This window comes from Rhodopseudomonas sp. B29 (assembly GCF_000333455.1).
GTDB lineage: Bacteria > Pseudomonadota > Alphaproteobacteria > Rhizobiales > Xanthobacteraceae > Rhodopseudomonas.
Genome location: NZ_BADD01000025.1, coordinates 1 through 12,656 on the forward strand (window position 1 = coordinate 1; position 12,656 = coordinate 12,656).

Genomic DNA, 12,656 nt, shown 5'->3' on the forward strand with positions numbered 1-12,656 from the left:
GACCGCTTTACCAGCTTGATAGGCATGTTCGGCCGTCGGAAAGGTTTGCCCTTCAAATTCGATGGGAGACTTATACAGATTACTGAAGGCACCGTAGGGTTTTTCGTTGGCTCGGTAGAATCTGATCTCACCGGCCGTGTCCTTCTGAACATCCGCCTTATTTTTTCTTCCCACCTTTTCGGTCCTTGTGAACTTTGGCATTGAACGATCTAAAATCGATCTCCTACTAGGCGATTCTGGTGGCCCAGTAATCGCCTCAGAGAACGCTAGAAGGAAGGTCGATGACACACACACCAAAGATCTGGCAAACCTTTCGGGGAGAATAACTAAAATACTATAGCGATCAAAATCTTGTTGTGTTTTTCGCCGCTCGGTTTGGCGCCGGAACGTGCTGGATCGACTTGATTCGTTTGCCTCAATGTTCAAGATGTCAAACAGGGCGCGCGAGACAAGAGGCACTGTGACCTCTCCGCCCTCAGCCGCCTCTAATCCCCACCACCTCCAGCTCCTGCGCCCCCTTCCCCACCACGTCGCCGACTTCCTTGCCCATCAGCAGCCGCGCCACCGGGGCGACGAAGGAGATGGTGCCGGCTTTCGGGTCGGCTTCGTCTTCACCGACGATGCGGTAGGTTTGGATGCGGCCATCGGCGCGGCGGAAGGTGACGGTGGAGCCGAAGGCGACGACGTCGGTGCTGTCCGGTTCGGGCATCACCTGAGCGGTGCGGACGCGGGCCGCGTAGTAGCGGGCGTCGCGCAGCGGGATGGCTTCGGTGCGGCGGCGTTCGTTGACGTCGTCGATGCTTTGCGCGGCCTCATAGGCGGCGCGCGCCTCGGCGAGCTGCGCCTCGAGCGCGGCGAGGCCGGCGGCGGTGACGAGATTGGGGTGTTCGGAAATCGGCCGATCGGGCAGCACCGTCTCGGATGCGGTCTCGGCACTGTCTTCCTTGGTGAAGGCGACGCTCACTCAACACTCCGTCTTGATAGGCATTTGGCGCATGACTGGGCGGTGCCGCAGCTGGCGGCACTTAAAACCGCCCGCTAGAAGTCAACGCGCGATCCCGGATTTCGCTTCGCTGCATCCGGGCTACCATCTGCGAACTTCGGGCCCGCGGCTGGTCGGGGCAAGCCCGACCTCCGGCGCGGCCGCTCAGTTGCTCCGCGTCCAGCTGGCGGATTTGCAGATCAGGCCGGCCATGGCGCAGCCCTGGGTGGTCAGCTTGGCGCCTTCGAGGCTCATCTTGCCCGAATAGGTCTTGCCGTCCTCGGGGTTGAAGGCGCTGCCGCTCCAGGCGTTCGGGCCGGAGGGCTTCATGTCGAAGAACACTTTCTGGCCGATCTTGGCCGGCGTGTCGGTGCCGGGCTTGATCCAGACCAGCGTGCCGCAGACAGCGCCGCCGCAGGGCGCGAACTTCACCTTCGAGGCGCCGCTGTCGCGCAGCCAAACGCCGGCGACGTCGTCGGCGCGGGCTGGACTACCCGAGACTGCGACCATGGCGGCCAAGATGGCGAATCCGAAACCACCACGCCGAGCGATCGAGAACCGTCGCATACTTCCTCCCTTGAAGATTTCAGAGCGGTGCACAGCCGCTTGCGATCGAACCAATCGCGGGATGTGCCCCAAGCCAAATGGGGGCTGACGCGTGCCGGCGCTACCCGACAGCGGGAGATTGGACGATGCAGTTTCGTCCGCGCTTCTTGGCTTCGTAGAGCAGCACATCCGCGGTTTCGAACAGGCTGTCCGCGGTCTTGTCCGGCTGGCAGATCGCAGTGACGATACCGAAACTCGCGGTGACGACGGCAGCGATCGGTGAGGCCTCGTGCGGGATCGCGAGGCCGAGGATGGCGTCACGAAGGCAGTTCGCCACCACCAGCGCGCCCGCGCGGTCGGTTTCGGGCAGGATGCAAACGAATTCCTCGCCGCCCCAGCGCGCCGCGAGATCGTCTGGCCTGAACATCCGGTCGTCGATCACTTCCGCGACGCGCTGCAGGCATTGGTCGCCCTGCAGGTGTCCGTAGCGATCGTTGAAGGCCTTGAAGTGATCGATGTCGATCAGGATCAGCGACAGCGGCGCACGAGTCCGCAGGTGCCGCATATAGCTGGCCGTGAGCACGCGGTCGAAATGCCGGCGATTGGCAAGCGCCGTCAGTTCATCGGTGAGACTCGCCGCCACCAGCCGCTGGTTCATCTCCGCGAGCCGTTCGGCGGCCTGCTTGCGTTCGGTGATGTCGCGCACGATCGAGCAGTTCATCTTGCGTCCGAGACACTCGACGAAATTGACCGTGACCTCGACGGGAATGTTGACGCCGCTTTTGGTGCGGTTGACGGTTTCCAACGTGAACGAGCCCCGCTCCACCACCTCTTGCCAGTGCGCCTTCCAGATCGCCGCATCGAACAGCGGATCGAGGTCCAGCACCGTCATCGACAGAAACTCGGCGTTGGAATAGCCGAGCAGCTTCGTCGCCGCCGCGTTGACGAACATCACCCGGCCGTCCTCGTCCAGCCAGATGATCATCTCGGCGATCCGGTCGATCGCGTATTTTGCCAGCAGCGCGGTCTCGTTGAGGCACTCGCCCTGCGCGGTCTCGTACAGCGGAGCCGCGGTGGCCGGCTGTTGCGATTCACCAAATCCGCGATCGAGCGTGTCAGTCATGAGAGCGTCGGAAGCCGTTTTACGTAGAGCCCAGGTCTAGCAGCGATCGATGACCAAGCCGCTGGCGCCAACGATCGCATTGCGCCGTCCGGATCAACCGAACGGCAACGGACAAGCCTAGCGGCAAATGCGTTAGCAATGCGGTACGGAGCCTTATGGAACCTGGCCCAGCACCGTCTCCAGCCGGCCCAGCACGGCGGCGATGTCGCGCTCGACCTCGGCGGCCTCGAGCCAGACCACCCGATAATCCCGCGCCTCGAGCCAGGCCTTGCGGGCGCCGCGCTCGGTGGCGACCGCCTCGGGCTCGCCGGCATTGATCAATTCGAGCGCGATGCGGCGGGTGAAGGAGACGAAATCCGGGATGTGGCGGCCGACCGGGGTCTGGCGCTTGAAGTCGCCGGCGAAGCGGCGGTCGCTGCGCAGTCTGTCCCACAGCAGGCGCTCGGCGTCGGTCGGGTTGCGGCGGAGCAGCCGCGCCAGCCCGCGCATTGAGCCGCCTTCGGCGTCGGGCGTACCGACCGCGCGCTCGGCCAAGAGCGCGCGCAGCCGCGTCGCCTGCTCGCCGCCGAGCACGCCGCCCTTGGCCGGGCCCTTGCGGCCCTCGGCGATCGCCATGACGGCGCCGTGCAGGGTGTGGATGTCCTGCTTGGTCGGCTCCATCCGGGTGAAGATGTTGCGCAGGTTGACCAGCATGGTGTCGCGCTTCTCCGGCGGCCGCAGGAACTCGACGCGGTCGAGCTCGGCTACGAGATTGTCGAAGAAGGCTTCGAGCTGCTGCTGCGAGGCGCGCTCGGAGCGGTCCGGCATGGTGTGCGGCAGCGCGCCGCCGGTGGCGTGCTTGAACCACTCATAGCCCATCAGCAGCACCGCCTGCGCCAGATTGAGCGAGGCGAACGCCGGGTTCACCGGGAAGGTGACGATGCGGTTGGCGAGCGCGACCTCCTGGTTCTCGAGACCGTAGCGCTCGCGGCCGAACAGGATGCCGGCGCTGGCGCCGGCGGCAGTCTCGGCCACGATCTCCTGCGCCGCCGCCTCCGGCCCGACCACCGGCTTGGCCTGGTCGTGCGCGCGCGCCGAGGTGGCGAACAGCAGCGTGCAGTCGGCCACCGCGGCCTCGACGCTGTCGAACAGTTCTACATTGTCGAGGATGAAGTCGGCGCCGGCGGCGGACCGCTGCGCGGCGATGTTCGGCCAGCCGTCGCGCGGCTTCACCAGCCGTAAACGTTTTAAGCCGAAATTACCCATAGCGCGGGCGCACATGCCGATGTTTTCGCCGAGCTGAGGTTCGACAAGAATAACAACGGGCCCCGCGAGGTCCGCGCCAGGCTTGGATTTATCGGTGCCGGAGCCGGCCATCGGGATCGCCTTCGAAAGTCAATGGGGGCCGCCACCCCGGTTTCGACCGAGGGATGGGCTGCACACCGCTCACATTGTAGCTGAGCTTGAAGCAGACCCGCCGCGGAGCTGCAATCCAGCCCTCCGGAGTTGCCAAGGCTGGGGCGGATTCTCAAGGTAAATAAATCGTTTACCAAGAGTTTTGACAGTTCGTTAAGAATCTCAGCTCCGCCCTCGCCTATCACATGAGCCAGCGCTGCCGGCGCGGCGCCGAATCCACCGGCTTGGAACGCTGCGAATCCGTTCGATTTGCTCTTGTATTCGGCTTTCGGCGCATGCGGCGCGGTGCTATAGCGGGCGCGGCTTAACGCCCAATTCCCGCCCTTTAAGCGCTGAAATCAAGAAGGCCCGATCCCCGCATGGCGAAAATCAAGGTGACCAACCCCGTCGTCGAACTCGACGGCGATGAAATGACCCGCATCATATGGCAGATGATCAAGGACAAGCTGATCACGCCGTTCCTCGACCTGGAACTGATGTACTTCGATTTGGGTATGGAGCACCGCGACGCGACCGACGACCAGGTCACGATCGATGCGGCCGAGGCGATCAAGAAGTACGGCGTCGGCGTCAAGTGCGCCACCATCACCCCGGACGAAGCGCGGGTGAAGGAATTCGGCCTCAAGAACATGTGGAAGTCGCCGAACGGCACGATCCGCAACATCCTCGGCGGCGTCGTGTTCCGCGAGCCGATCATCTGCAAGAACGTGCCGCGGCTGGTGCCGGGCTGGACCAAGCCGATCATCATCGGCCGCCATGCCTACGGCGATCAGTATCGCGCGACCGACATCAAGTTCCCCGGCCCGGGCACGCTGACGCTGAAGTTCGTCGGTGAGAACGGCGAGGTGATCGAGCGTGAAGTGTTCAAGGCGCCCGGCGCCGGCGTCGCGCTGAGCATGTACAACCTCGACGAGTCGATCGCCGACTTCGCCCGCGCCTCGTTCAACCTCGGCCTCGCCCGCGGCTATCCGGTGTACCTGTCGACCAAGAACACCATCCTCAAGGTCTATGACGGTCGCTTCAAGGACATCTTCCAGGAGATCTTCGACGCCGAGTTCAAGGCGGCGTTCGATGCCAAGGGCCTGACCTACGAGCACCGCCTGATCGACGACATGGTCGCCGCGGCGCTGAAGTGGTCGGGCGGTTACGTCTGGGCCTGTAAGAACTACGACGGCGACGTGCAGTCCGACACCGTGGCCCAGGGCTACGGCTCGCTCGGCCTGATGACCTCGGTGCTGATGACGCCGGACGGCAAGACGGTGGAAGCCGAAGCCGCCCACGGCACCGTCACCCGCCACTATCGCGAGCACCAGAAGGGCAAGGCGACCTCGACCAATTCGATCGCGTCGATCTTCGCGTGGACCCGCGGCCTGGCGCATCGCGCCAAGCTGGACAGCAACAAGGACCTCGCCCGCTTCGCCGACACGCTGGAGAAGGTCTGCGTCCAGACCGTCGAAGCCGGCTTCATGACCAAGGACCTCGCGCTCCTGGTCGGCGCCGATCAGCGCTGGCTGTCGACCGAAGGCTTCCTCGACAAGGTCGCCGAGAACCTGACCAAGGCGATGAGCGAGCCGAAGGCCGCCTGATCCGCTTTCTGGCGAACCAGACACACGAAAGGCGCGGAGCAATCCGCGCCTTTTTCTTTTTCCCGGCATGACGTTTGTCTTTGCTCCGAGCCAGGAGTCGTCATCCTGAGGTGCGCGCCCTTGCGCGCCTCGAAGGATGACAGCTACGCGTGCATGTAGCTCATCCTTCGAGGCCGCCGCTGCGCGGCGGCGCCTCAGGATGACGCCGAGGATGTGTTAGCGCCTAAGCGCGCGATCATCGCCTTGGCGATTTCGTCTTCGCCCATGATCACCACGCTGGCGCCGTTAGTCTTCAGATGCGCGACCTCTTCGGCCGAATGGGCGCGGGCGATGATCGGCAGGGTCGGATTCAGCGCGCGGGCCTTGGCGACGATCTGGCCGCCTTCGAAAGCGTCGGGGATCGCGACCAAAAGGCCGCGGGCGCTGGCGATCTCGGCCTCTTCCAGCATCTCGGGCGCGGCGGCGTTGCCGCCGATCGCCGCGATGCCGTCCTGCTGCAGCTTGGCGACGCGATCGTTGTCGTGCTCGATGACCACGAAATCGGCGCCGTCGCGCTTGAGCGCCTCGCTCACCACGCCGCCGACGCGGCCATGGCCGACCAGCACGACGTGGCCGTCGTGGTGATGCACCGGTACGGCCAATTTGCCCTCGGCTTCGAGCTTGTCGTCGGCTTCGCTCGCCTTGGCGCTCCAGCGATCGAGCAGAACGAACATCACCGGATTGAGCATGATCGAGACGATGGCGGCGGCGAGCACGAGATCACGGCCGCGCTCCGGCATCAGTCCCAGGCTCACACCGAGGCCAGCGAGGATGAACGAGAATTCGCCGATCTGCGCCAGCGACGCCGAGATCGTCAGCGCCGTCATGTTGGGATGGCCGAACAGCCGCACGATCAGGAACGCGGCGATCGACTTGCCGATGATCACGATCAGCACCGCGGCGAGCAACGGCAGCGGATCGCGCAGCACGATCGAAGGATCGACCAGCATGCCGACCGAGACGAAGAACAGCACCGCGAAGGCATCGCGCAGCGGCAGGGTCTCGTGGGCGGCGCGCTGGCTGAGCTCGGACTCCGCCAGGATCATGCCGGCGAAGAACGCGCCGAGCGCCAGCGACACGTCGAACAACATCGCGGCGCCGAACGCGACACCGAGCGAGATCGCCAGCACAGCCAGGCGGAACAGTTCGCGCGAGCCGGTGTGCGCCACGTAGTGCAGCAGCCACGGGATCAGCCGGCGGCCGACGATCAGCATGAACGCCATAAAGGCCGCGACCTTGCCGAGCGTCAGCCCGAGCGGCCACAGCACTTCCTGCCAGCCAGCGCCGTTGGCGTCGCCTTTCAGAATGCCTGCCAGCGCCGGCAGCAGCACCAGCGTCAGCACCATCGCCAGATCTTCGACGATCAGCCAGCCGATGGCGATGCGGCCGCGGTCGGTGTCGAGCAAGCGGCGGTCCTGCAGAGCGCGTAGCAGCACCACGGTGCTGGCAACCGAGAGCGCGAGACCGAGCACCAGGCCGCCGCCGATCGGCCAGCCCAGCACGTAGCCGAGCCCGACGCCCATCACGCTCGCGGCGGCGATCTGCACGATCGCGCCGGGGATGGCGATCGCCTTCACGGCGAGCAGATCCTTCAGCGAGAAATGGAGCCCGACGCCGAACATCAACAGGATGATGCCGATCTCGGCGAGCTCGTTGGCGAGGCCCTGATCGGCCACATAGCCGGGGGTGAACGGCCCGATCACCACGCCGGCCAGCAGATAGCCGACCAGCGGCGAAACTTTGATTCGATTTGCGACAAGGCCGAAGCCGAACGCCAGCACCAAGCCGGCGACGATGGTCGAGATCAGCGGTGTATTATGCTCCATGCTCCCGTTGTGCGGCATAACGCCCTGCGGCGCCACCAGCGATGAGGCTACCGATCGCCGCAGCGTCGCGTGCTCGGTTGTGATGAGCAGAAATCTCACCGTCCAATCGCGATTAATCGCCGCAGACGCCGCGTCGCTTGATCTAAATCGTCGCACCCGCGGTTCCAGCGTGATTGAAGAAACGATGGCAGCAGAGACAGATATCGGCGCCTATCGCGAGATGCTGGTTTTCCTCGGCACCGCGGGGGTGGTCATCCCGCTCATGACGCGGTTTCGCATCAGCCCGGTGCTCGGATTCCTGATCGCCGGCCTGGTACTTGGTCCCAATGCCCTCGGCCGTGTCGACGAAGGCCTGCCCTGGCTGCGCTACGTCACCATCACGTCGCAAGAGACCGTCGATCGCCTCGCCGAACTCGGCGTCGCCTTCCTCCTGTTCACCATCGGCCTCGAATTGTCGTTCGACCGATTGTGGACCATGCGACGGCTGGTGTTCGGACTGGGCATGCTGCAGGTGGGGCTGACCACCGCGGCGATTGCCGGCATCGCGCTGTCGTTCGGCAATACCATCGAGGCGAGCCTGGTGATCGGCGCCTGCCTGGCGCTGTCCTCGACCGCGATCGTGCTGCAGCTTCTCGCCGAGCAGAAGCGCCTCGCTTCTGTTGTCGGGCGCAGCATCTTCGCCGTGCTGCTGGCGCAGGATCTGGCCGTGGTGCCGATCCTGTTTCTGATCGTGGTGTTCGGCAGCGCCGGCTCGGGCGCGAGTAGCGGCGGTGAAGTCGCCGCGGTGACCAGCGCGACCGGCTCGGTGTGGGTCGGGCTGCTGGTGGCGCTGGCGCAGGCTGCGGCGGCGATCGTCCTGATCGTCGCATTCGGGCGTCTGGTGCTGCGCCGGCTGTTCCGGCTGGTGGCGCAGACCCACAACCGCGAGCTGTTCATGGCGGCGATCCTGTTCGTCGTGGTCGGCACATCGCTGCTCACCCATGTCGCCGGCCTGTCGATGGCTCTGGGCGCCTTCCTGGCCGGCCTGGTGCTGGCGGAAACCGAATTCCGCCGTCAGGTCGAAGTCGATATCGAGCCGTTCAAAGGCATGCTGCTCGGGCTGTTCTTCATCTCGGTCGGGATGCGGATCGATCTCGCCGAAGTCGCGCGGCATCCGGCGATGGTGTTGTACTCGGTGATCGGCATGGTGGCGCTGAAAGCGCTGGTGATAGCCGGCCTGACGCGGCTGTTCGGACTATCCTGGCCGGTGGTTACCGAGACAAGCCTGCTGCTCGCCGGTGGCGGCGAATTCGCCTTCCTGGTTCTCGGCCTGGCGAGTTCGAGCGGGCTGATCACCCACGAGGTCGAGCAGTTCATGCTGCTGGTCGCGTCCGGCACCATGCTGCTGACGCCCTATCTGGCGCGGCTCAGCCGCAAGGCCGGCAAGCGCGTCCGCAAGGTCACCGCCGAAGCGCTCGGCCACACCGATCCGGGGCCGGCCGAGCCGTCGCGCATCATCGTCGTCGGCTACGGCCGCGTCGGCCGCATCCTCGGCGACATCCTGAACAAACAGGGCAAGGCGTTCATCGCCATCGACGTCGACCCCGAAGCAGTGGCACGCTCGCGCAAGGCCGGCCACAACGTCGTCTACGGCGACGCGACGCAGCGCGCCTTCCTGCGGCTGTGCGGACTGGCCGAAACGCCGGCGCTGGTGGTGACAATGCACGACGCCGTCGCGGCTGAGAACGTCGTCGCCGCGGCCCGCGCCGAGCGTCCCGATCTGCCGGTGATCGTCCGCGCACGCGACGCCGCGCACGCCGTCCGGCTGTTCAAGCTCGGGGCCAGCGACGTCGTCCGCGAAGTGCTGGAAGCCAGCTTCGAGATCGCCTCGACCGTGCTGCAGACGCTCGGCATGCCGGTCGGCAAAGTCATCGCCGTGATCCACGACGAACGCGACGCCCGCAAGAAACAGGTACGCGAAGGCGTGACGGCGGACTAGCTGGGTCGGGCCGCGCCGGCATTGGACCGACCGGAGCGCGCCCGCCTCCGGCTGCGGGCCAACGCCACCGCGATGGTGGCGAGCGGCACGGCGAGCGCAGCCCACGACAAGCCCCACCATGCCCCGCCCTCGCCGAGCAACGCCGCGGCGAGCCCGACCGCGATCAGCACCGACAACGCCACCGGCCAGCGCCACACCCGAAGATCGGCCCGCCCGCTCATTCGGCCGCCCGTTCGACGAGCGGGCCGCTGACGCGGCTGTCGGCAAGATCGGCCTCGACTTCCGAAAATTCGGGCGGCAGGCGCCGGCGGCCGAACCAGAGATACAAGCCGCTGCCAAGCACCGCGATCGTGACGATGTCGAGCAGGCACCAAATGATCTTGAGCGGCCATCCGCCGTAGTCGCCGAAATGCAGCGGCCGCGACACTTCCAGAACGCGCAGGTACCACGGCATCATCACCACCGCCGCCAGCTTGCCGTCGCGGGCATCGACCAGGATCGGGCTGAACAGCCGCGACGTCAGCGCGCTGCGACCCTTGGTCCAGATCAAGTAGTGATACGGCGAGCCGAAGGGCGAGCCTGGGAACACGACGCTGGTCGGCACCATCTCCGGCGCCGCCGCTCTCGCGACGTCGATCGCCGCCTGCGGCGAACTGAGTTGCTGCGGCACCGGCTTCCCCGCCATCGGCGCCAGCATCGCCTTGACGTCGGTGATCTGCCAGAGCCCGAACAGCGGCGTCGACAACTCGTTCACCACGCCCGTCGCCCCGACCACCAGCATCCACATCAGCGGCACAATGCCGAGCAGATTGTGCAGGTCGAGCCATTTGACGCGGCTCGACCGCTCCGAGCGCACGGTGGCGAAGTCGAGCCGTCGCATGAACGGCCCGTAGACGACGACGCCGGAGACGATCGCGGCGACGAACAGCAGCCCGATGAGCCCCAGGAACAATTCGCCCGGCAGCGCGGCGAACAGATCGCGATGCAGGCTGAGCAGCACATCGGTGACGCGCACGCCCGCGTCCTGGTTGGGGTCGCTCGCCTTCAACACCGCGCCGGTGTGGGCATCGAACTGGATCCGGTGCACCGCGTGGCGGTCGGCGACGAACGCGGCCCACGACGGCGCCAGCGTCACGATCACCTTTGGCTCGTCGTCGAGAAGCGCGGCGAACAGCACCGTCTCGCCGGGATATCGCGCCCGACTCGCCGTGATCAGGTGATCGAGATCGACCCTGGGCGTGCCGGCCGGCACCGCGGCGTAAGGCAGCGCGCCGTCGAGCGCGTCGTTGATCTCATCGCTGAACACCAGCGGCAGACCGGTGACGCAGATCAACAGCAGGAAGGCGGTGCAGACCAGGCTGGTCCATTTGTGGACCCAGAACCATTTCCGCAGGGCGGCGCGTGTCATCGGCTCGGCCATCCTCGTCGCGCGTTCACCAGCGATAGCGCAAAGTAGCGATCACCTCGCGGCGCAGGCCGTAATAGCAGCCGAAATCCTGACAAACGCCGACATAAACCTTATCGAACAGATTGGTGGCGTTGACCGACAGCCGAAGCCCGGTGAACTGCCGCCCGAGCGCGGCGAGATCGTAGTGAATCGCCGCATCGAACAGCGTCACCGCCGGCACGTTGAACGGCACGTTGGAATTCGGATAGGTGTTCGACGTCGTGCCCGCGCTTTCGCCGATGTAGCGGACGCCTCCCGCGAGACCGAACCCGTCGAGCGGGCCGCGGTGGAAGGTGTAGTCCGCCCAGAGATTCGCCGTATGCGTCGGCATTCCGATCGGGCGCTTGCCGAGCTGCAACGGGTTGTTCGACTGGGTGACGGTCTGGTCGAGATAAGTATACGACGCCAGCATGGTGAGGTCGGCGTTGACCTCGGTCTTGGCCTCGAACTCGACGCCGCGTGACCGGATCTCGCCGGTCTGCACACTCTTTCCGACGTGGGTCGGGTCGGGATCGGTGGTCAGCACGTTCTGCTGGGTCAGGTCGAAATAGGCCAGCGTGTACAGCGATTTCGGATTCGGCTGATACTTCACGCCGGCTTCGTATTGCTGGCCGCGCGTCGGATCGAAAGCGTTGCCGTAGAAGTCGGTGCCGACCGTCGGCTGGAACGACTCGGTGTACTGCACGTAGGGAGCCACGCCGTTGTCGAACTTGTACATCAGCGCGCCGCGCTTGGTGATCGCGGAATCCGACTTGTCCGCGGTCCGGGCGTTGGTCAGCAGATTGGTCGTCTGCGAATCCGCCTGGTCGCGCCGGATGCCGAGCAGCGCGATCCAGTTCTGAAATTTGATCTGATCCTGGGCGTAGACGCCGACCTGCTGGACGTTCTGACCGGTGGCGGACGCGAGTTTCAATGTCGGAATGGTGCCGTAGATCGGCGCGAAGGCGTTGATGGTGGTGGCCGTGCCGGAGCTGTTATAGGCCCGGTCCGAAGCGTTGCGATAATCGATGCCGAACAGCGTGGTATGTTCGAAGCCGCCAAACCGGAAACGGCCTTCGGCCTGGGTGTCGACCGACAACGACTTGATGGTTTCCTGCGTGCCATAGGCGCCGCGGGTCATCCGCGTCGGATCGGTCGACATGTTGGGCGACGCGGTGGCGAAATCGGTGTCGCTGTCGAGATAGCGCAGGTTCTGACGGACCGTCAGGCCCGTTCCGACATTGTGTTCGAGCAGATAGCCGATCGATCCGTAGCTGCGTGAGGTGTGATCGAAGCCCGGTTCGCCGGAGAAGAAACTGGTCGGGATAGTCCGGCCGTTGTACGGGTAGATCGTGCCGATCCCGAGCGGCGAAAGCTGATTGTAGAACCCGGCCTTCGGATCGCGCTGATAGGTGCCGAGAACCGTCAGGGTGGTGTCGTTGGTCGGCCGCCAGGTCAGCGACGGCGCGATCGAAACCCGCTGATAGCCCTGATAATCGACCTGACTGCCGACGTCGAAGCCGGATGCGGTCAACCGGTAGGCGAGCTGCTTGTCCTTGTCGAGCGGACCGCTGAGATCGACGCCGCCCTGGATGCGCCCGCGAGTGCCGGTCGAGACGAACATCTCGTGATACGGCTCGAAGGTCGGGCGCTTGCTGACCATGTTGACGATGCCGCCCGGCGACGCCTGGCCGTAAAGGATCGAAGGCGGCCCGCGCAGCACCTCGATCCGCTCGAGATTGAACGGCTCGACGA

Annotated in this window: 11 protein-coding genes; 2 read left to right on the top strand and 9 right to left on the bottom strand. The window is 65.3% G+C overall.

Annotation, left to right across the window (positions count from 1 at the left end):
* From I5M_RS33290 to I5M_RS00805, 5 genes are all read right to left on the bottom strand, one after another.
* On the bottom strand, positions 1 to 201 hold a 201-nt coding region (locus tag I5M_RS33290), incomplete at its 3' end, for an NADAR family protein (RefSeq protein ID WP_031334882.1).
* A 274-nt stretch (positions 202 to 475) separates the two neighbouring features.
* Positions 476 to 964 (bottom strand): transcription elongation factor GreA, encoded by a 489-nt coding sequence (greA, locus tag I5M_RS00790; RefSeq protein WP_022719661.1) that lies wholly within the window; start codon positions 962 to 964, stop codon positions 476 to 478.
* Between the two features lie 183 nt (positions 965 to 1,147).
* A complete protein-coding gene (locus I5M_RS00795; protein WP_022719662.1) occupies positions 1,148 to 1,549 on the bottom strand; it encodes a DUF2147 domain-containing protein in 402 nt (133 codons plus the stop codon).
* 100 nt (positions 1,550 to 1,649) lie between these two features.
* Positions 1,650 to 2,651, bottom strand: a complete 1,002-nt coding sequence (locus I5M_RS00800; RefSeq protein WP_022719663.1) for a diguanylate cyclase — start codon at positions 2,649 to 2,651, stop codon at positions 1,650 to 1,652.
* A gap of 153 nt (positions 2,652 to 2,804) precedes the next feature.
* On the bottom strand, positions 2,805 to 4,007 hold the full coding sequence (locus I5M_RS00805) for a TrmJ/YjtD family RNA methyltransferase (RefSeq protein WP_022719664.1): 1,203 nt from the start codon (positions 4,005 to 4,007) through the stop codon (positions 2,805 to 2,807).
* A gap of 398 nt (positions 4,008 to 4,405) precedes the next feature.
* On the opposite strand from I5M_RS00805, the gene I5M_RS00810 reads away from it, so the two are divergent.
* The gene (locus I5M_RS00810) at positions 4,406 to 5,632 is read left to right on the top strand and encodes an NADP-dependent isocitrate dehydrogenase (RefSeq protein WP_022719665.1); all 1,227 of its coding nucleotides are present in this window, start codon (positions 4,406 to 4,408) and stop codon (positions 5,630 to 5,632) included.
* Positions 5,633 to 5,826: 194 nt separating this feature from the next.
* On the opposite strand, the gene ybaL is transcribed toward I5M_RS00810, so the two are convergent.
* Entirely contained in the window at positions 5,827 to 7,515 is a 1,689-nt protein-coding gene (gene ybaL, locus I5M_RS00815; protein WP_022719666.1) for a YbaL family putative K(+) efflux transporter, read from the bottom strand.
* A gap of 166 nt (positions 7,516 to 7,681) precedes the next feature.
* On the opposite strand from ybaL, the gene I5M_RS00820 reads away from it, so the two are divergent.
* A complete protein-coding gene (locus tag I5M_RS00820; RefSeq protein WP_022719667.1) occupies positions 7,682 to 9,475 on the top strand; it encodes a cation:proton antiporter in 1,794 nt (597 codons plus the stop codon).
* Here the strand turns inward: I5M_RS00820 and I5M_RS00825 are convergent.
* The 3 genes from I5M_RS00825 to I5M_RS00835 all read right to left on the bottom strand — a co-directional run.
* Complete coding sequence (locus tag I5M_RS00825; RefSeq protein WP_022719668.1) at positions 9,472 to 9,696, bottom strand: hypothetical protein; 225 nt, start codon at positions 9,694 to 9,696, stop codon at positions 9,472 to 9,474. The genes I5M_RS00820 and I5M_RS00825 overlap by 4 nt on opposite strands.
* The gene (locus I5M_RS00830; RefSeq protein WP_051048631.1) at positions 9,693 to 10,883 is read right to left on the bottom strand and encodes a PepSY domain-containing protein; all 1,191 of its coding nucleotides are present in this window, start codon (positions 10,881 to 10,883) and stop codon (positions 9,693 to 9,695) included. The genes I5M_RS00825 and I5M_RS00830 overlap by 4 nt, the downstream gene beginning before the upstream one ends.
* A 25-nt stretch (positions 10,884 to 10,908) precedes the next feature.
* On the bottom strand, positions 10,909 to 12,656 hold a 1,748-nt coding region (locus tag I5M_RS00835), incomplete at its 5' end, for a TonB-dependent siderophore receptor (RefSeq protein ID WP_022719670.1).

Bases quoted from the DNA above. Each gene is read 5' to 3' on its own strand.
- I5M_RS00795 (WP_022719662.1), bottom strand. From the start codon at position 1,549: ATGCGACGGTTCTCGATCGCTCGGCGTGGTGGTTTCGGATTCGCCATC.
- I5M_RS00800 (WP_022719663.1), bottom strand. From the start codon at position 2,651: ATGACTGACACGCTCGATCGCGGATTTGGTGAATCGCAACAGCCGGCC.
- I5M_RS00805 (WP_022719664.1), bottom strand. From the start codon at position 4,007: ATGGCCGGCTCCGGCACCGATAAATCCAAGCCTGGCGCGGACCTCGCG.
- I5M_RS00810 (WP_022719665.1), top strand. From the start codon at position 4,406: ATGGCGAAAATCAAGGTGACCAACCCCGTCGTCGAACTCGACGGCGAT.
- ybaL (WP_022719666.1), bottom strand. From the start codon at position 7,515: ATGCCGCACAACGGGAGCATGGAGCATAATACACCGCTGATCTCGACC.
- I5M_RS00820 (WP_022719667.1), top strand. From the start codon at position 7,682: ATGGCAGCAGAGACAGATATCGGCGCCTATCGCGAGATGCTGGTTTTC.
- I5M_RS00825 (WP_022719668.1), bottom strand. From the start codon at position 9,696: ATGAGCGGGCGGGCCGATCTTCGGGTGTGGCGCTGGCCGGTGGCGTTG.
- I5M_RS00830 (WP_051048631.1), bottom strand. From the start codon at position 10,883: ATGACACGCGCCGCCCTGCGGAAATGGTTCTGGGTCCACAAATGGACC.